11 protein-coding genes are annotated in these 18,417 nt (G+C 72.0%); 6 read left to right on the forward strand and 5 right to left on the reverse strand.

What is annotated here, in order from left to right; translation table 11 throughout:
- Window positions 1-192: 192 nt before the first annotated feature.
- Window positions 193-1,308, reverse strand: a complete 1,116-nt coding sequence (locus OOK31_RS20795; RefSeq protein WP_007265278.1) for a LacI family DNA-binding transcriptional regulator — start codon at window positions 1,306-1,308, stop codon at window positions 193-195.
- Window positions 1,309-1,670: 362 nt separating this feature from the next.
- Here OOK31_RS20795 and hisC point away from each other — a divergent pair, with 362 nt between their 5' ends.
- Complete coding sequence (gene hisC / locus OOK31_RS20800; RefSeq protein WP_267088777.1) at window positions 1,671-2,753, forward strand: histidinol-phosphate transaminase; 1,083 nt, start codon at window positions 1,671-1,673, stop codon at window positions 2,751-2,753.
- A gap of 23 nt (window positions 2,754-2,776) precedes the next feature.
- Here hisC and OOK31_RS20805 read toward each other — a convergent pair whose 3' ends face one another.
- The gene (locus tag OOK31_RS20805) at window positions 2,777-3,145 is read right to left on the reverse strand and encodes a cyclophilin-like fold protein (protein WP_267033806.1); all 369 of its coding nucleotides are present in this window, start codon (window positions 3,143-3,145) and stop codon (window positions 2,777-2,779) included.
- 199 nt (window positions 3,146-3,344) lie between these two features.
- On the opposite strand from OOK31_RS20805, the gene OOK31_RS20810 reads away from it, so the two are divergent.
- The 4 genes from OOK31_RS20810 (at window position 3,345) to OOK31_RS20825 (ending at window position 11,280) form a co-directional block, all read left to right on the forward strand.
- The gene (locus OOK31_RS20810; RefSeq protein ID WP_267088778.1) at window positions 3,345-4,850 is read left to right on the forward strand and encodes a cytochrome ubiquinol oxidase subunit I; all 1,506 of its coding nucleotides are present in this window, start codon (window positions 3,345-3,347) and stop codon (window positions 4,848-4,850) included.
- Between the two features lie 18 nt (window positions 4,851-4,868).
- Window positions 4,869-5,870, forward strand: coding sequence for a cytochrome d ubiquinol oxidase subunit II (gene cydB, locus OOK31_RS20815; RefSeq protein WP_267088779.1), 1,002 nt, complete (start codon window positions 4,869-4,871; stop codon window positions 5,868-5,870).
- Window positions 5,871-5,935: 65 nt separating this feature from the next.
- Complete coding sequence (gene cydD / locus OOK31_RS20820) at window positions 5,936-9,529, forward strand: thiol reductant ABC exporter subunit CydD (protein WP_267088780.1); 3,594 nt, start codon at window positions 5,936-5,938, stop codon at window positions 9,527-9,529.
- Between the two features lie 14 nt (window positions 9,530-9,543).
- Entirely contained in the window at window positions 9,544-11,280 is a 1,737-nt protein-coding gene (locus OOK31_RS20825; RefSeq protein WP_267088781.1) for a GAF domain-containing sensor histidine kinase, read from the forward strand.
- Window positions 11,281-11,297: 17 nt separating this feature from the next.
- On the opposite strand, the gene OOK31_RS20830 is transcribed toward OOK31_RS20825, so the two are convergent.
- Window positions 11,298-12,179: a Cof-type HAD-IIB family hydrolase gene (locus tag OOK31_RS20830; RefSeq protein ID WP_267088782.1), complete on the reverse strand. Its 882-nt coding sequence runs from the start codon at window positions 12,177-12,179 to the stop codon at window positions 11,298-11,300.
- A 170-nt stretch (window positions 12,180-12,349) separates the two neighbouring features.
- Here OOK31_RS20830 and OOK31_RS20835 point away from each other — a divergent pair, with 170 nt between their 5' ends.
- Window positions 12,350-13,252 (forward strand): LLM class flavin-dependent oxidoreductase, encoded by a 903-nt coding sequence (locus tag OOK31_RS20835; RefSeq protein ID WP_267088783.1) that lies wholly within the window; start codon window positions 12,350-12,352, stop codon window positions 13,250-13,252.
- A gap of 76 nt (window positions 13,253-13,328) precedes the next feature.
- Here the strand turns inward: OOK31_RS20835 and OOK31_RS20840 are convergent, their stop codons facing one another.
- Together OOK31_RS20840 and OOK31_RS20845 are read right to left on the reverse strand one after the other, a co-directional pair.
- Window positions 13,329-16,430: a tetratricopeptide repeat protein gene (locus OOK31_RS20840; RefSeq protein ID WP_267088784.1), complete on the reverse strand. Its 3,102-nt coding sequence runs from the start codon at window positions 16,428-16,430 to the stop codon at window positions 13,329-13,331.
- Window positions 16,427-18,340: an HSP90 family protein gene (locus OOK31_RS20845; protein WP_267088785.1), complete on the reverse strand. Its 1,914-nt coding sequence runs from the start codon at window positions 18,338-18,340 to the stop codon at window positions 16,427-16,429. The genes OOK31_RS20840 and OOK31_RS20845 overlap by 4 nt, the downstream gene beginning before the upstream one ends.
- Window positions 18,341-18,417 lie beyond the last annotated feature (77 nt).

Raw genomic sequence — 18,417 nt, forward strand, 5'->3', positions numbered from 1 at the left:
ACCCTCCTGGCCTCCGTGGCGGAGGGTCCGTGATGTCGTGCGCCCATCATAGGAATGCGGCTCGCGCTCTGTGACGCACCAGGGGTGGTGAATCCTGGCCGGAGCCGGTCCTTCCTGCCGTTTTCTCCCGATATCGGTGTTGCGGAAATCCTCGGCGGGGCCGTCGGCCCCGCCGGTTCGACGGTGTCGGCGTCAGTCCTGGGCCGGTGAGCGGGGCGGACTGACGGTGGTCCGGGGGGTCCTGCGCTGTGAAGAGGTGCGGATGATCAGCTCGGTCGGGACGACCTGTTCGACGGGCCGTCCGGTGTCGACCCCCTCGATCGCGTCGATCAGCAGCTGGACGACGGCGGTGCCGATGCGGCGCGGCTTGAGGGAGAGCGTGGTGATGGGCGGTTCGGTGTTGGCGTAGACGGTGGATTCGCTGCAGCACACGAGCAGCAGGTCCTCGGGAACCCGCAGGCCGTAGCGTCGGGCGGCGGCGAGGAGGTCGGTGCCGTTCGGGTCGAAGAGACCGTAGACGGCGTCGGGACGGTCGGGCCGGGCGAGGAGCCGGTCGGCGGCGACGGCGCCCGCGCACGGGTCGTGGGCGGGGTAGGACTCGTAGACGGGGTCCTGGCCGACGCGCTCGCACCAGTTCAGGTAGGCGGTGGTGGAGAGGCGGGTGTAGGTGTCGGTGGTGGTGCCGGTCAGCAGCCCGATGCGGCGGGCTCCGGCGGCTGCGAGATGGTCGAGCAGGCCCAGTACGGCGGCTTCGTGGTCGTTGTCGACCCAGGCGGTGACGGGGAGGGTGCCGGCGGGCCGGCCGTCGGAGACGACGGGCAGGCCCTGGCGGACCAGCTCGCTGACGACCGGGTCGTGGTCGGAGGGGTCGATGACGACGGTGCCGTCCAGGGCCACGTTGGACCAGACGTCGTGTCGTGAGGTGGCGGGCAGGATGACGAGGGCGTAGCCGCGGGCGAGCGCGGCGGAGGTGGCGGCGCGCGCCATCTCGGCGAAGTACGCGAATTCGGTGAAGGTGAAAGGTTCATCCCCGTACGTGGTCACGGTCAGGCCGATGAGGCCGGACTTGCCGGTACGGAGGGTGCGGGCGGCGGCGGAGGGGCGGTAGCCCAACCGGTCGGCGACCTCGCGAACGTGGCGGCGGGTGGCGTCGGGCAGCCGCCCCTTGCCATTGAGCGCGTCGGAGACGGTTGTGATGGAGACGCCGGCCGCGGCGGCCACGTCCCTGATGCCGGCCCGGCCCTGTCGGCCGCCGACCCGCCGGGTGGTCTCGGTCCGGCTCACCTGATGCTTCCCTGCTGCTGTCATGGCGAGCCGATAGTAGGGCTCGGGGGGCGGGGTGGTCCGGGTGCATATGCACGCGTTGACAGGCACGTTTCTGCATGATTCGCCACCCCAAATGACCTTGGAATTGAAGGTATTTGGTTGCCCAGAGTGAGAGTGGGGCGTGTCGGCGGGCCCGAGCATGCCAAAACGGAGCCGCCCGGGGCCGGTCGCAACTCACCTGCACGAGGGACGCGCGCCACGGCGCAGGCCACCGGCGCGCGCATATATGCGTGCGCTCCCCCTGTGTTCCTGGCGCCCGCCATTCTCGGATCGGCGGAATCCTCATAAGGTGAGCAGTATTGAGTCGACGGCGACGTCGACGGGACGGTCGAGGAGGACCTGCGGTGAGCGAGAAGAGCCCGAAGCTGCGCGCCGAGCTGGACGGCATTCCCACCTACAAGCCCGGCAAGCCCGCGGCCGAGGGCGGGCCCGTGGCGTTCAAGCTGTCCTCGAACGAGAACCCGTACCCGCCGCTGCCGGGGGTCCTGGAGACGGCGGTCGCGGCCGCCGGCCGGTTCAACCGCTACCCCGACATGGCGTGCACCGGACTGGTGAACGAGCTGGCGGAGCGCTTCGGGGTGCCGGTCGAGCACATTGCGACGGGCACCGGGTCGGTGGGCGTGGCCCAGTCGCTGATCCAGTCGACGGCCGGTCCGGGCGACGAGGTGATCTACGCCTGGCGGTCCTTCGAGGCCTACCCGATCATCACCCAGATCTCGGGTGCGAAGTCGGTGCAGGTCCCGCTGACCGACGGGGACGTGCACGACCTGGACGCGATGGCGGCCGCCATCACCGACCGGACGCGCCTGATCTTCGTCTGCAACCCCAACAACCCCACGGGTACCGCGGTGCGCCGCGCCGAGTTGGAGCGGTTCCTGGACCGGGTGCCCTCGGACATCCTGGTGGTGCTGGACGAGGCGTACCGCGAGTTCGTCCGCGACATGGACGTGCCCGACGGCATCGAGCTCTACCGCAGCCGCCCCAACGTCGCCGTGCTGCGTACGTTCTCCAAGGCGTACGGCCTGGCCGGCCTGCGCGTCGGATTCGCGGTGGCACACGAGCCGGTGGCCGCGGCGCTGCGCAAGACCGCGGTGCCCTTCGGCGTGAGCCAGCTCGCGCAGGACGCGGCGGTCGCCTCGCTGCAGGCGGAGGACGAGCTGATGGGCCGGGTCGGGTCGCTCGTCGGCGAGCGCGCGAGGGTGCACGGCACGCTGCTCGCCCAGGGCTGGACGGTCGTCCCGGAGACGCAGGCCAACTTCGTGTGGATGCGGCTGGGTGAGCGGACCGCCGATTTCGCGGCGGCCTGCGAGAAGGCCGGTGTGGTGGTCCGGCCCTTCGCGGGCGAGGGCCTGCGGGTCACGATCGGTGAGACCGAGGCGAACGACCTCTTCCTGCACACGGCGGAGGCGTTCCTCAAGGAGATGTAAGGCGCGGTAGGGAGCTGGGGTCGTCAGACCAGTTCCACGCGGATGGGGTCGCCGTCGCGGACGGTGGCCAGCAGGCGGGGGTCGCCGTCGAACGAGCCGAGCACGTTGCAGGGGCTCGCCAGGCGGCTCTCGCCTCCGCGCGAGATGGGCGTGGGGCCGTAGGGCAGCGCGAGTGCGTCGCCCTCGGTCCAGAACGCGACCGTGCCGGGCTCGACGACCTGCTGGGCGTCGTGCTCCAGGGCCACGGAGACTCCGGTGTCGAAGTAGACCTCCTCGCCCCAGGTGTTGGCGGAGGCCGAGATCGGGAGGGCCGCGGCCAGCGCCTTGCTGGTCGGGGTCTCGTCGAGGGTTGCGGTGAGCAGGCCCGCAGGCCATGAGATTCGAATCTGCATGGCCATATTCAACAATCTGTTGAATTTCTTGGCTAGAGGCCGATGAGGGGGACCCCCCTGATTGAGGTCGGAAGCGGTAGGACATAATGCTTGTGAATGTGAACGCGTTCACAAGCGTGTCCTGCTTCCTCCCGCTTTGGGGGGAACCCGCCAGGCAGACTGCCCGCTGTGACCACGGCGACGACAAGGAGAAGACGACGTGGACCTAGCTTTGGCGCCTGAGACATTGGCGCGTTGGCAGTTCGGCATCACCACCGTCTACCACTTCCTCTTCGTGCCCCTCACGATCTCGCTCGCCGCGCTGACCGCCGGCCTGCAGACCGCCTGGGTGCGCACCGAGAAGGAGAAGTACCTCAGGGCCACGAAGTTCTGGGGCAAGCTTTTCTTGATCAATATCGCGATGGGTGTCGTCACCGGCATCGTCCAGGAGTTCCAGTTCGGCATGAACTGGTCCGACTACTCGCGATTCGTCGGTGACATCTTCGGAGCGCCGCTGGCCTTCGAGGCCCTGATCGCCTTCTTCTTCGAATCGACCTTCATCGGGCTGTGGATCTTCGGCTGGGACAAGCTGCCGAAGAAGATCCACCTGGCCTGCATCTGGATGGTGTCGATCGGCACGATCCTGTCCGCGTACTTCATCCTCGCGGCCAACTCCTGGATGCAGCACCCGGTCGGCTACCGGATCAACGAGGAGCGCGGCCGGGCCGAGCTCACCGACTTCTGGCTGGTCCTCACCCAGAACACCGCGCTGACCCAGTTCTTCCACACCATCACGGCGGCCTTCCTGGTCGGCGGCGCGTTCATGGTCGGCATCGCGGCCTTCCACCTCGCCCGCAAGAAGCACGTGCCGGTCATGCGCAGCTCGCTGCGCCTCGGACTGGTCGTCATGATCATCGCCGGTCTGGGCACCGCCATCAGCGGAGACCTCCTCGGCAAGGTCATGTTCAAGCAGCAGCCGATGAAGATGGCCGCCGCAGAGGCGCTCTGGGACGGCGAGGCCCCCGCGCCCTTCTCCGTCTTCGCCTACGGCGACGTCGAAAAGGGCCACAACAAGGTCGCGATAGAGATCCCGGGCCTGCTGTCCTTCCTCGCGAACGACGACTTCACCTCCTTCGTCCCGGGCATCAACGACGTCAACAAGGCCGAGCAGGAGAAGTTCGGCCCCGGCGACTACCGGCCCAACATCCCCGTCGCCTACTGGGGCTTCCGCTGGATGATCGGCTTCGGCATGGCCTCGCTCGGCGTGGGCGTGCTCGGGCTGTGGCTGACCCGCAAGAGGTTCATGCTGCCGCCGGCCCTGCGGACGGGCGAGGACGAGGTGCCGCACCTGGTGCTCTTCAAGAAGGCGCTGAGCCCCAAGTTCTCCCAGCTGTACTGGATCGTCGCCCTCTGGACCATGGGCTTCCCGCTGATCGCCAACTCCTGGGGCTGGATCTTCACCGAGATGGGCCGCCAGCCCTGGGTGGTCTACGGGGTCCTGCGCACCAGGGACGCGGTCTCGCCGAACGTCTCCCAGGGCGAGGTGCTCACCTCGATGATCGGCTTCACGCTGCTCTACGCCGTGCTCGCCGTGATCGAGGTCAAGCTCCTGGTCAAGTACGTCAAGCTCGGACCGCCCGAGCTCACCGAAGCAGACCTGAACCCGCCCACGAAGATCGGCGGGGACGACAAGAACGCCGACCGGCCGATGGCCTTCTCGTACTGAGGCTGAGGAGACCACACCATGCAACTCCACGACGTCTGGTTCGTACTCATCGCCGTCCTGTGGACCGGCTACTTCTTCCTGGAGGGCTTCGACTTCGGGGTCGGCGTACTGACCAAGCTGCTCGCCCGCGACCGCACGGAGAAGCGGGTCCTGATCAACACGATCGGGCCCGTCTGGGACGGGAACGAGGTCTGGCTGCTCACCGCGGGCGGTGCCACGTTCGCCGCCTTCCCCGAGTGGTACGCCACCCTCTTCTCCGGGTTCTACCTGCCGCTGCTGCTCATCCTCATCTGCCTGATCATCCGCGGCGTCGCCTTCGAGTACCGGCACAAGCGGCCCGAGGACAAGTGGCAGACCAACTGGGAACACGCGATCTTCTGGACCTCGTTGATCCCCGCGTTCCTGTGGGGCGTGGCCTTCGCCAACATCGTGCGCGGCGTGAAGATCGACGGGGACATGGAGTACGTCGGCAGCTTCCTGGACCTGCTGAACGTCTACTCGATCCTCGGCGGCCTGGTCACCCTCACCCTGTTCACCTTCCACGGGGCGGTCTTCACCTCGCTCAAGACCGTGGGTGACATCCGGGACCGCTCGCGCGCGCTGGCGACGCGGCTCGGTGTCGTGACGGCCGTGCTGGCCCTGGCCTTCCTCGTCTGGACCCAGGTCTCGCGCGGTGACGGCTGGAGCCTGGTCGCGATGACCGTTGCCGTCCTGTCGCTGGTCGGGGCCCTGGGCTTCAACCTGGCGGGCCGTGAGGGCTGGTCGTTCGCACTGTCCGGGATCACCATCGCGGCCGCCGTCGCGATGCTCTTCCTGACGCTGTTCCCCAACGTCATGCCGTCGTCGCTGGACAGCGCCTGGAACCTCACGGTCACCAACGCCTCGTCCAGCGCGTACACCCTGAAGATCATGACCTGGTGCGCGGGAGTGGCCACGCCGCTCGTGCTGCTCTACCAGGGGTGGACGTACTGGGTGTTCCGCAAGCGGATCGGTACGCAGCACATCGTCGACGCGCACTGAAGCGCTGAGGCCCGACGTGCCGAGGCCCGACTCTCCTGTCTGACCCTGCCGAGGGGATGTTTCACGTGAAACCGATCGACCCGCGCCTGCTGCGGTACGCCCGTTCCACCCGCCTCTTCCTCGGGGCGGTCGTGGCCCTCGGGCTGGCCGGGGCGGCGCTGGTCGTCGGGCAGGCGATGCTCATCGCCGAGATCGTGGTCGGCGCCTTCGAGGACGGTCTCGACGGCGCCGCCCTGCGCACCCCGCTGCTGCTGCTCGCGGCGGTGGCGGTGGGGCGCGGCCTGGTCGCCTGGCTCACGGAGCTGGCCGCGCACCGGGCCTCCGCGGCGGTCAAGTCGGAACTGCGGGGCCGGCTGCTGGACCGGGCGGCGGACCTCGGCCCGGGGTGGCTCAGCGGGCAGCGGACGGGCTCGCTGGTCGCCCTCGCCACCCGGGGCGTGGACGCGCTCGACGACTACTTCTCCCGCTACCTGCCCCAGCTGGGGCTCGCGGTGGTGGTCCCGGTGGCGGTCCTCGCCCGGATCGTCACCGAGGACTGGGTGTCGGCGGCCATCATCGTGGTCACCCTGCCGCTGATCCCCCTGTTCATGATCCTCATCGGGATGGCAACCCAGTCCCGGATGGACCGTCAGTGGCGGCTGCTGTCCCGGCTGTCGGGGCACTTCCTCGACGTCGTGGCGGGGCTTCCCACCCTCAAGGTGTTCGGGCGGGCCAAGGCGCAGGCCGAGTCCATCCGCAAGATCACCGACGAGTACCGCCAGGCCACGATGCGCACGCTGCGCATCGCCTTCTTGTCCTCCTTCGCACTGGAGCTGCTCGCCACGCTCTCGGTGGCGCTGGTCGCCGTGACCATCGGCATGCGGCTCGTGCACGGGGAGCTGGACCTGTACACCGGCCTGGTCATCCTGATCCTCGCGCCGGAGGCCTACCTGCCGCTGCGGCAGGTAGGGGCGCAGTACCACGCGGCAGCCGAGGGGCTGGCCGCCGCCGAGGAGATCTTCGAGGTCCTGGAGACCCCCGCTCCCGCCCCGGGCGGCGGGGCCGCCGTACCGCCCGCCGGGCTGCGGATCGCCCTCGACGGGGTCGAGGTCCGCTACGAGGGGCGCGGTGCGAGTTCGCCCGCTCCCGTGTCGCTCGTCGTCGAGCCGGGCGAGTGCGTGGCCCTCACCGGACCCAGCGGAGCGGGCAAGTCCACGCTGCTGAGCGTGCTGCTGGGCTTCGTGGAGCCGACGGCGGGACGGGTCCGGGTCGGGGACGCCGACCTGGCCGAACTCTCCCTGGAACAGTGGCGGGAGCGGATCGCGTGGGTGCCGCAGCGGCCGCACCTCTTCGCGGGGACCATCGCCGAGAACGTCCGGCTGGCCCGGCCCGGGGCCGGCGAGGACGCGGTGGAGACGGCCCTGCGGGACGCCGGGGCCTGGGAGTTCGTGTCCGCCCTGCCGCAGGGGGTCCGGACCCCGCTCGGCGAGGGCGGGGTCGGCCTGTCCGCCGGGCAGCGGCAGCGGCTGGCGCTGGCCAGGGCCTTCCTGGCGGACCGGCCCGTGCTGCTGCTGGACGAGCCGACGGCTGCCCTCGACGGGGAGACCGAGGCCGCGGTGGTCGACGCCGTACGACGTCTCGCGGTCGGGCGGACCGTCCTGCTCGTGGTGCACCGGCCGGCGCTGCTGGCCGTCGCCGATCGGGTGGTGGCGGTGGGCGAGGGCGCGGGTGCACGGTCGGCCGAGTCGGTCCCCCGGGCCGGCGGCGCGGTCCCGCGGAGCGTGTCGCGCGGGGCGGCGGATCCCGGGGAGTGGATCCTCGGCGCCGCGCCCGAGCGGGCCCGGGCCGGCGGCGGGGCCGACGCGGTTACGGGTGATCCGCTGCGGCGGGTGCGGGCCGTGGCGTCCGCGTGGCGGGGCCGGTTCCGGCTCGGACTGCTGCTGGGGGCGCTCGCCGTCGGGTGCAGCGTCGGGCTGATGGCCGTGTCCGGCTGGCTGATCTCGCGGGCCTCGCAGCAGCCGCCCGTGCTCTATCTGATGGTGGCCGTCACGGCCACCCGTGCCTTCGGCATGGGGCGGGCCGTCTTCCGCTATGCCGAGCGGCTCGTCTCGCACGACGCCGTCCTGCGGATGCTTGCCGACCTGCGGGTCTCCGTGTACCGCCGGCTGGAGCGGATCGCGCCCGCCGGGCTGCGCGAGCAGCGGCGCGGGGACCTGCTGTCCCGGCTGGTGGCCGACGCGGACGCCCTGCAGGACTACTGGCTGCGCTGGCTGCTGCCGGTCGGCACCGCCGTACTCGTCGGCACGGGCTCGGTGGCGTTCACCGCCTGGCTGCTGCCCGAGGCCGGGGCGGTGCTCGCGGTGGGCCTGGTACTGGCCGGCGTCGGGGTGCCGCTGGTCAGCGGGGCCTGCGCCCGGCGTGCGGAGCGGCGGCTGGCGCCCGCGCGGGGCGAGCTCGCCACCCGGGTGGCCGATCTGCTGACCGGGACCGCCGAGCTGACCGTGGCCGGGGCCCTGGAGGAGCGCAAGGGTCGGACGCGGGAGAGCGACGGGGTGCTCACCCGGATCGCCTCGCGCGGGGCCGCCGCCACCGGACTCGGCAGCGGCCTGTCCGCCGTGGTGTGCGGGCTCACGGTGGTGGGTGCGGCGCTGGCCGGTGCGGGCGCCGTCGCCGGAGGGCGGCTGTCCGGGGTGGCCATGGCGGTGGTCGTACTGACCCCGCTCGCCGCCTTCGAGGCGGTCAGCGGGCTGCCGCTGGCCGTCCAGTACCGCCAGCGGGTCCGCCGTAGCGCCGAGCGGATCTACGAAGTCGTCGACGCACCGGTACCGGTGGCCGAGCCTGCCGACCCCGGGCGGGCGCCCGCCTCCCCCTTCCCGCTGCGGATCGGCGGACTTGCCGCGCGCCACCCCGGGCAGGAGTCGTACGCCCTGCGCGGGCTGGACCTGACCCTGGAAGCCGGCCGGCGCATCGCGGTCGTCGGCCCCTCGGGCTCGGGCAAGACCACCCTCGCCCAGGTCCTGCTGCGCTTCCTGGACCCGCTCGAAGGCACGTACACCCTGGGCGGGACCGACGTGCGCACCCTCGACGGCGACGACGTACGCCGCGCCGTGGGCCTGTGCGCCCAGGACGCGCACCTCTTCGACAGCTCGGTGCGCGAGAACCTGCGGCTGGCCCGCCCCGGGGCGAGCGAGGAGCAGTTGCGCGAGGCGCTCGCCGCGGCCCGGCTGCTGGAGTGGGCCGACGGCCTTCCGGACGGGCTGGACACGCTGGTCGGCGAGCACGGGGCGCGGATCTCGGGCGGTCAGCGCCAGCGGCTGGCCCTGGCCCGGGCGCTGCTCGCGGACTTCCCCGTCCTCGTCCTGGACGAGCCCGCCGAGCACCTGGACCTGGCGACGGCGGACGCACTGACCGCGGACTTGCTGGCCGCGACCGAGGGCCGGACCACCGTCCTGATCACGCACCGGCTGGCCGGTCTGGAAGCGGTGGACGAGGTGCTCGTACTGGACCGGGGTGCCGTCGTGCAGCGCGGTGCCTACGCGGAGCTGGCGGCTGCCGACGGTCCGCTGCGGTCCCTTCTGGAGCGGGAACGGGAGGCCGACGGTAATTCGGCCGAATTTTCCCGGACAGAGCTTTCCCCGGCCACCTTGCCCACGCCGACTTTCCCCACTAATCGGGACTAACTAGGCTCAAGGGCATGTCAGTGCAGGAGTCTCAGGAATCGCCGGACCCGACACGGGAATCACCGGACCCCATGGAGGCCGCCACCCAGGCCACCCGGAGCCTGCAGGGGCTGTCCACCGAGCTGACCGCTCGGGTACCGCAGCTCCTGGAGGCCATGCGCTCGGTCGGTACCGGCCTTGAACTGCACTCCACCCTCGACCGCATCTGCGAGACCGCCGCCGAGCTCGCGGACGCCCGCTACGCGGCGATCGGCGTCGTCGACACGGAAGGCCCGGGGCTCTCGGACTTCGTCACCTTCGGCGTGAGCGCCGAACTGGCGCGGAAGATCGGGCACCGGCCGGACGGGAAGCGGGGCCTGCTCGGGGCGCTGATCTCCCATCCGGGCACGGTGCACCTCGCCGATCTGACGAAGGACCCGCGCTCGGCGGGCTTCCCCGCGCACCATCCGCCCATGAAGACCTTCCTCGGCGTTCCCATCCGGGTGCAGGGGGAGATCTTCGGCAACCTCTACCTCGCCGAGAAGAACGGCGGCGGCGAGTTCAACGACTACGACGTCCACATGGTCCGCGTCCTGGCCACCGAGGCGGGCATCGCCATCGGCAACGCCCGGCTGTACGAGGCCGCCACCCAGCGCGAGCGCTGGATCGACGGCTCGGTGGCCGTGACCACCGCCCTGCTGTCCGGCGGGGACGCGGACGACGCCCTCGCCGTGGTGGCCGAGCAGGCCCGCCGGCTGGCCGACTCCGCCGCCGGCATCGTGATGCTGCCCGCCGAGGAGGGCGGCATGGAGATCGTCGCCGTCGCCGCCGAGAACCCAGCCACCTCGCTCGGGGTGGTCATCCCCGCCGAGAGCCCGGTGGTGGCGAGGCTGCTGGAGGGGGAACCGGTGTTCGTCGAGGACGCCTCCAGCGATCCCCGCATGATCAGCAGGCTGACCAGCCAGTACGGGCCCTGCATGATGCTGCCGCTGCACAGCGGTGGCCGGGTGCTGGGCGCCCTCGTCACCCCCCGGGCCCTAGGCCAACGGCCCTTCAGCGAGTCGGAGCGGACCCTGGCCACGCAGTTCGCCTCGCAGGCGGCGCTGGCGCTGATGATGGCCGAGGCGCAGCGGGACCGTGAGCGGCTCGCGGTCTTCGAGGACCGCGACCGGATCGCCCGCGATCTGCACGACCTGGTCATCCAGCGGCTGTTCGCCACCGGGATGATGCTGGAGGGCGCGCAGCGCCGGTCCATCGTCCCCGAGGTCCGCGACGGGGTCGGCAAGGCCGTGGACGAGCTGGACGTGACGATCCAGGAGATCCGTACCGCGATCTTCGCGCTCCAGCAGGGGCCGGCGGAGGCCCCTTCCGGGTTGCGGACCCGGGTGCTGCGCGAGATCAACATGGCGGCCGTGCCCCTGGGCTTCAAGCCAGCGCACCGTTTCCTCGGTCCGATCGACACGGTCGTCGGCGAGCTGGTGGGCAAGAACCTGATCGCCGCCCTGCGCGAGGCCCTCTCGAACGCCTTCCGGCACGCGGAGGCCTCGCGGATCGAGGTGGTGCTCGACTCGACCGTCACCCTGGCCGACGGGCGGCCCGGGGTACGGCTGGAGGTCGCCGACGACGGGGTGGGCATCCCGGAGGGCGGCAGGCGCAGCGGGCTGCGGAACCTGCGGCGCAGGGCCGAGTCGCTGGGCGGTTCGAGCTGGTACGGGCAGGGCATCGGGGAGGACGGTGGCGGGACCACCCTGGTGTGGGAGGCCCCGCTCTAGACCCCGCTCCGGCCCCGCTACGCGTGCGCGGCGCGTTCGGCGAGGATGCGCTCGATGACGACGGCCACGCCGTCCTCGTTGTTGGCGACGGTCCGGCCGGACGCGGCCGCGATCACGTCCGGGTGGGCGTTGCCCATCGCGTACGAGGTTCCGGCCCAGCTGAGCATCTCGATGTCGTTCGGCATGTCACCGAAGGCGACCACCTCGGCGGGGGAGATACCGCGTTCCGAACAGCACAGGGCCAGGGTGCTGGCCTTGGAGACGCCGAGCCCGCTGATCTCCAGCAGGGCGGTCGGGCTGGAGCGCGTGATCGCGGCGTGCGTGCCGGCAGCCGACCGCGCCAGGGTCAGGAAGGCGTCCGGGGACAGTTCCGCGTGGTGGGCGAGGAGCTTCAGGACCGGGGCGGCACTGTCCTCGAACTCCTCGTGGAGCAGCTTCTCGACGGTGGCGACGGTGGCACCCGGGTCCTGGAAGAACGGCGGGTAGGCCGGCTCGTAGTTGATGCCGGTGGTCCGCTCGACGGCGAAGGACGTGCCCGGGGCGGCGGCCCGCAGGGCGTCGACGACGGTGAGCGCGGTGGTCCGGGGCAGGGCGCGGACCTGTACGAACTCCCGTCCGGCGTGGAGGTCGACGACGGCGGCGCCGTTCGCGCAGATCGCCAGACCGTGGCCGTGCACATGGTCGGCGACCACGTCCATCCAGCGGGCCGGCCGGCCGGTGACGAAGAAGACCTCGATCCCGGCCTCCTCGGCGGCGGCGAGCGCGGCAAGCGTGCGGGGCGAGACGGATTTGTCGTCGCGCAGCAGGGTGCCGTCGAGATCGGTGGCGATGAGCCGGGGTACGGGGGTTGGCCCGTCCGGGCGCTGGGGAGCCGAGGTCACAGCTCCATCTTCACTCATGGGTCGCGGCGGCCAGACCATGATCGTGCGGATGTTTCACGTGAAACGTCGACGGGCGGTGCATGTTTCACGTGAAACACGCACCGCCCGCCCGGGACGTGGGTACGCGGTGCGCGGCGTCGGGGCGCGGGATGTGCGGTGGGCGTCCGGGCCGCCGTAGGCTCGAACGCATGAGTCTGCGTCTGAGCACTGTGATCCTGCCGTACCGCCCCTGGCACGAGGGTGGCCGCGACGAGTGGCAGCGGGCCGAGCGGCTCGGGTTCCACACCGCCTACACCTACGACCACCTGTCGTGGCGGACCTTCCGCGACGGACCCTGGTACGGAGCCGTACCCACGCTGACCGCCGCGGCGGCCGTGACCGACCGGCTCCGGCTGGGCACCCTGGTCACCTCGCCGAACTTCCGGCACCCGGTGACCCTGGCCAAGGACCTGATGACGCTGGACGACATCTCCGGCGGGCGCATCACCCTCGGGATCGGCGCGGGCGGCAACGGCTTCGACGCGACCGCGCTGGGCCAGGAGGAGTGGACCCCGCGCGAGCGGGCCGACCGCTTCGCCGAGTTCGTACCGCTGCTGGACCGGCTGCTGACCGAGCACGCCGTCAGCCACCGCGGCACCTTCTACTCCGCCGAGGAGGCCCGCAACATTCCCGGCTGTGTCCAGCGACCCCGGCTGCCCTTCGCCGTCGCGGCGACCGGGCCGCGCGGGGTGAAGCTCGCCGCGAGCCACGGGCAGGCCTGGGTGACGGCGGGCGACCCGAAGGTCTTCGAGGGCACGCCCGAGCAGTCGCTGGAGGCCCTGCGGGGTCAGATGGACAAGCTCGACAAGGCCCTGTCGGACATCGGCCGGGCACCCGAGAGCATCGAGCGGGTCCTGCTCACGGGCTTCACCCCGGAGCGCAGCACGATGCTGGAATCCGTGGACGCCTTCGTGGACTTCGCGGGCCGTCATCGGGAACTGGGCTTCACCGAGCTGGTGATCCACGCCCCGATCGCCGACTCCGACTTCGCCGCCGACGAGGCCGTCTTCGAGCGGATCGCCCTCGAGGCGCCGGCCCAGCTCCAGGGCTGAGCACCAGGCCCGGAGCGGCGTACCTCCTCGGCCCCGCGTCGCCGCGGGGCCGAGGAGGGGGGCCAAGGAGGCGACGTCAGGCCGTCAGGCCCGCTACGACGCGCTCCGCCTCGGGCAGCATCCACTCCGGGGCGGTCCCCTCGGGCAGAGCCTTGAGCTCCTCGATCAGGGCCGAGATCCGGGCGGCCCCCGTTTCCGGGTGCCCCAGTTCCTGGTCGGTCCAGGCGGCGTTGTTCAGGCACTGGAACCGGCTTTCGAGGTGCTCCGGACCGAGGTCGGCGTAGAGCGCGGCCGCCCGCTCCCACAGGAGGATCTCCTCCAGCCGCAGCGCCTCGATCTCCGCCTCGCTCAGCGAGCCCGCACTCCTGTCCGCTCCCTCGTCGTGGCCCTCGTTCTCGTCCTCATCGTCCTCATCGTCGTCCTCGTCGTCCGACTCCTGTGCGGTGACCAGCCGGTCCAGGACCTGGGCCAGCTGGTGCCAGGTCTGGGCCAGTTCGGACCGCAGCCCGGGCGTCCCAGCAGCCTCCGGATCCGCCTCCAGGGCCGCCTCCAGCACCCCGGCCGCGTCGTCCATCCGGGCCCTGGCCGCCGCGGCCGCCGGCTCGGTGACCCCCTGGCGCAGCCCCAGCCAGGCCAGCGAACGCAGGATCCGGACCTCGGCGATCACGGCCTCCCCGGTCTCCCGGTGCAGTTCGAGGGCCCGCTCGTAGGCGGCTACGGCTTCCTCGACCAGGCCGGCGTCGGAGAGGCAGTCGGCCGCGGACTGCGCGAGGCTCGCCTGCGGACGACGGTCCTCCCAGTCCTTCGCCAGCTCGGCCGCCTGCAAGTACTGCTCGGCGGCGGCCCGCGTCTCACGCAGCTCCCGCAGCAGGTCGCCGAGGAACTCGCGTGCTGCCACCGCCTGGCCCTCGCCGTGTTCCAGCAGGTCGGGCAGCGCCGACTGGAGCACCTCCACCGCCTCGGCGGTACGGCCGTCCCGGGCGTAGGCGCGGGCCAGCATCAGCCGGGCTTGCGCCCCGCCGTCGGCGCCGAGACCGGCCTGGTCGAACCAGTGCGTGGCCGTCAGGGCGTGTTCGGCGGCTTCCGCCGTGGCCTGTCCCCGGCGCAGCAGGATGTCGGCGAGGGTGAGGCGTACGACGCCCTGCTCCTCGGGGTCGGTGATCTCGGCCGAGTGATCCAGCCCGGCCCGGGCCGCCTCCTCGGCCTCCTCGGGACGGCCCAGAGACATCAGCACACCGGCCCGCAGGACGAGGGGGTCGACGGCGTGCCAGGGCCGGCCCGCCTCGATCGACCGGGCCGCGGAGGCCGCCAGCAGCGGAAGGGCGCGCTCGGGATCGCCCTGGGAGAGGGCCACCCGGCCGAGCATCTCCTCGGCATCCGCGGTCACGTCGGCCAGGGTCGGCGCGTAGGCAGCGACGAAGGCGGTGAGCTCGCCCTCCAGCCACAGGTGGCTGTGCGGGTCGTCCCCGCCGCCGTGTCCGTGGCCGCCGTGTCCGTGCGCGGCGTCGTGTCCGTGATCGTGTCCGTGCTCTTGGTCGTGCTCGCGCGCGGCCTCGACCGAGCGCAGGTACGGCTCCAGACGGATCGCCGACAGTTCCGCGACCGCGATCCGGCGGCCCCGGAACGGTTCGGCCGGATCCAGGGCTTCGGCGGCGCGCAGCCCCGCGGCCAGCAGCTCCCGCACCTCACCCGGCTCGGCGCCGGCCTGGGCGGCCACGGTCGCCAGACGCAGCTGCGCCAGCGCGGCGCGCTCCGCCTGCCCCAGTGCCCGGTACCGGTCACGGACGGCCGTCAGTAGTTCCGCCGCGTCCTGCGCGCCGGCCCGCGCCGCCGTCAGGGCCTGGTGGTCGGCGATGTCGGCCGCGAGGATCGGGTGCACCTCGGACTCCGGCCGCCCGGAGGCCAGTACGGCCACCTCGGTCCACAGGGTGTCGGCCGCCGGACGGCCGGTGTCGCGTGCCTGCCGGGCCTGCTCCACGAGTCCGGCCAGCTCGGCGGACGGTACGGCCGTCGCGATCCGGACCTGGACCGGGGACGGAGCCGGGGCCTGTGCCGTGTGCGGGAGCGCGGCGCTGCGCACGCCGAGCGGCAGTACGCCGGCCAGCGGAGCCCGTCCGACGCGGGCGAGGAAGCGTTCCGAGGTGCGGGTGGTGCCGTTGCGCGCGTCGAACCGGCGGGCGATGGCGAGGGCGCCCTCGTACAGCAGCTCGTGCAGTTCGGCGACGGTGCGGGGGGTGCCCTCGTAGGGGACGGCGGGGCTGTGCCCGTGCCCCAGCTCCTGGAGCCGGCGCAGCAGGACGAGGATCCCGCCGTGGAAGGCCAGCTGGTCGTCGACATTGGCGAGCGGGCCCACGTGGGCGGCGTGTTCGGCGAGGATCTCCAGGCCGCGGGACTCGTTCCCGGTGAGCGCGCAGAACTCGATGTGCTTGCCGACCGAGGGGAGCAGGCTCTCGTTGCCGCGCACCAGGCGGTAGCCGCGCAGGTGGTTCGAGCGGGCCTCGTCGGTCCGTCCGAGCCGCAGCAGGGGCAGCAGTGAGGTGGAGAGGACCCGGTGGGGTTCCTCGGCGCAGGTGCGCTCGCCGGTGAGGACCGGCTTCCAGATGTCGAGGGCCTGGGCGTCGTCGCCGCGCAGCACCGCGTACTGGCCCTGGCCGTTGAGCTCGCAGGCCACGCAGTCGCTCATGTCGTCGCGGTCGGCCGCGAGCCAGCGCGTGAAGGCCCGCTCCGCGCGTTCGTCCTGGCCGATGGCGTCGGCCAGCCACAGCTCCGACTCGCGTACGGGCCGTTCGCTGTAGCCCGCGATCCGGTAGCGGCGCTCCATCTCCTCCAGCCAGCCGGTGGCGGACTCCACCGGTACCTCGGGCGAGTCGCTGATGGCCGTGGCCACCCACTTGAACTGCCAGAACAGGGAGTGGGTGTCCCAGGAGGAGAAGGCGCCGGGGTCCTTGTCGTACTCCTGGAGCAGCCGGGCGAAGGGCACGAGCATCTTCGAGGACTCGGCGCTGTAGAGGTAGGAGTTGATCAGGTTGTCGAGCGTCTCGCGGAACAGTGCCTTGTCGCCGCTCACCTCCGCCGCCCCGGCCAGGGCCTCGGCGTGCGCGTTGCGCGCGGCGCCGTTCGGGGCCTGGCGGTTCTCCACCAGGCCGCGCTGGATCTCCTCACGGGTCAGCATCGTCACTTCTGGTCCTCCTGGGCCTCGACGGAGTGGGTCGCCCATTCCAGGAGCCCGAGGAAGGCCCGGTTGAGCAGGGTGGAGTCGGCCGGGCGCAGCGGCCGCTGGGACATCAGCAGTGCCTGCCCGTACAGCGATTCGACGGCGGTGCCGGTCAGCGTCGGGTCGGGCAGCCCCGCGATCCGCCGGATCAGCGGGTTGTTGTGGTTGAGCACCAGGCGGGCGCGCGGGCCGGAGCCGCGCAGCGAGCCGAGGATGCCGCTCCACAGGGAGTCGGCGTTGTCGAGCGCGGCGGTGCGGTCCCGTTCCTGGCGGGCCTGGCGGTCGTCGAGGTAGAGCGCGGGGACCGAGACGGGCTGGAAGGCGCGCAGCACCACGTCGCAGCTCTGCGGCTCCAGGCGGGTGCGGGCCGTGGACAGGAAGGGGGCCAGGGCCAGTTCGACGCCGGTGGGGACCTGGTCGAGGCGCTCGGTGACGGCTCCCGCGTCCAGTTCGGTGACCTTGAGCTCCGGCCGGACGGAGGGCAGCAGGGCCAGCAGGTCCGCGTCGTAGGTGTAGCCGGCGTTGATGACGCCGAGGCCGTGGGCCGCCGCGATCGGGGCGATCTGGCGGAACTCCTCGACGGTGCGCGTGAAGTGGATGTCGGTGTGGGCGGCCGCGAACTCCTCCAGGCTCATCGAGCCGTCGCTCGTCTCGAACGGCAGCCACGGCAGCATCAGGCCGAGCAGTTCGGCGTCGTGCCGGGCCAGGGACTTCACACCGAGGTGGTGGACGCTCAGGAAGGCGGCCAGGCGCTCCGGTTCGCTCGCGGCGAGTTCGGCGAGCCAGGCCCGGACGCGGGCGCCGAGGGCCTCGCGTACGGCGGCCAGGGTCTCGTCGTCGTAGAGGTTCTCGCGGGAGGCGGTGGGCCGCAGGGTGTCGGTGTCGAGGACGACACGGACGAAGAACGCCCAGTCGGGCAGCAGGTTGTCGGCCTGGTCGGTGAGCAGCATGCCCTTGAGGTGGACGCGGTGTCCGGCCCGGTGGGCGGGGCTGGTCGGCTCGGGCAGGACGTACGCGACGCCGCGCACCCCGGCGACGGGCAGGTCGAGGTCGATGCTGTCGAGCGGGGTGAAGCCGAAGAGCTGCGCACAGTGCCCGGCGAGCGCGACGCGGCGGGCGGCCGGGGTGGGGTAGGAGCGGTCCCACACGGCGGGCCGGTCGGTGACGGGGCGCGGCTCGTCACCCTCGCCGCCGTCGAAGGTGATGTCGTAGGGGAGGAGGGAGCCGTAGTCGCGGGCGAGCTGCTCGACCTTGGCGGGCAGCATCCACTCCTCGGCACCCGGCCGGGCCTCCAGGTGGACGGTGGTCCCGGGCTCCGGGCGGGCGTCGTGGGGGAGTTCGCGGACGGTGTAGGAGCCGTCGTCGGTGGCGAGCCATTCCACGGGTGCGGCCCGGGGGTCGCGGGCGGAGCGGGTGACGACGCGGATCTGCCGGGCGACGACGAAGCAGGCGAGCAGGCCGATGCCGAACTGGCCCAGGAACTCCTGGCGGGTGGTCTCCAGGCCGTGGATCTCCTCGGCGGTGTCACCGCCCGGGGCGGAGCCCCGCTTGGAGCTGCGGCCGATGGTGGCGAGGAGGGAGTGGGCCTCGGCGGCGGTCAGGCCGATGCCGGAGTCCTCGATGGTGACCTTGCCGGCCGAGGCGGACAGGCGGATGCGGACCTGAGCGGCGGGCTCGTGGGCGTGCCGGGCGGTGATGGCGTCCACGGCGTTCTGCAGCAGCTCGCGGACGTAGACGCGGGGACTGGAGTAGAGGTGGTGGGAGAGCAGGTCGACCAGGCCGCGCAGGTCGACCTGGAAGCTGTTGACGGCGGCCGGGCCGGCGGTCTGACCGGTGGCCGGTGCCGGGGACTCGGAAGGGGTCGTGGACGTCATGAGGCGTCACCTCGCTTGCTCGCATGGGTAGGTCGGCGATCGCGAGGTACCCCCCCTCACGGATCCCGGAGTGAGGA

It is taken from the genome of Streptomyces sp. NBC_00249, from assembly GCF_026342355.1.
Classification (GTDB): domain Bacteria; phylum Actinomycetota; class Actinomycetes; order Streptomycetales; family Streptomycetaceae; genus Streptomyces.

Bases quoted from the DNA above. Each gene is read 5' to 3' on its own strand.
- OOK31_RS20795 (WP_007265278.1), bottom strand. From the start codon at position 1,308: ATGACAGCAGCAGGGAAGCATCAGGTGAGCCGGACCGAGACCACCCGG.
- OOK31_RS20805 (WP_267033806.1), bottom strand. From the start codon at position 3,145: ATGCAGATTCGAATCTCATGGCCTGCGGGCCTGCTCACCGCAACCCTC.
- cydB (WP_267088779.1), top strand. From the start codon at position 4,869: ATGCAACTCCACGACGTCTGGTTCGTACTCATCGCCGTCCTGTGGACC.
- OOK31_RS20825 (WP_267088781.1), top strand. From the start codon at position 9,544: ATGTCAGTGCAGGAGTCTCAGGAATCGCCGGACCCGACACGGGAATCA.
- OOK31_RS20830 (WP_267088782.1), bottom strand. From the start codon at position 12,179: ATGAGTGAAGATGGAGCTGTGACCTCGGCTCCCCAGCGCCCGGACGGG.
- OOK31_RS20835 (WP_267088783.1), top strand. From the start codon at position 12,350: ATGAGTCTGCGTCTGAGCACTGTGATCCTGCCGTACCGCCCCTGGCAC.
- OOK31_RS20845 (WP_267088785.1), bottom strand. From the start codon at position 18,340: ATGACGTCCACGACCCCTTCCGAGTCCCCGGCACCGGCCACCGGTCAG.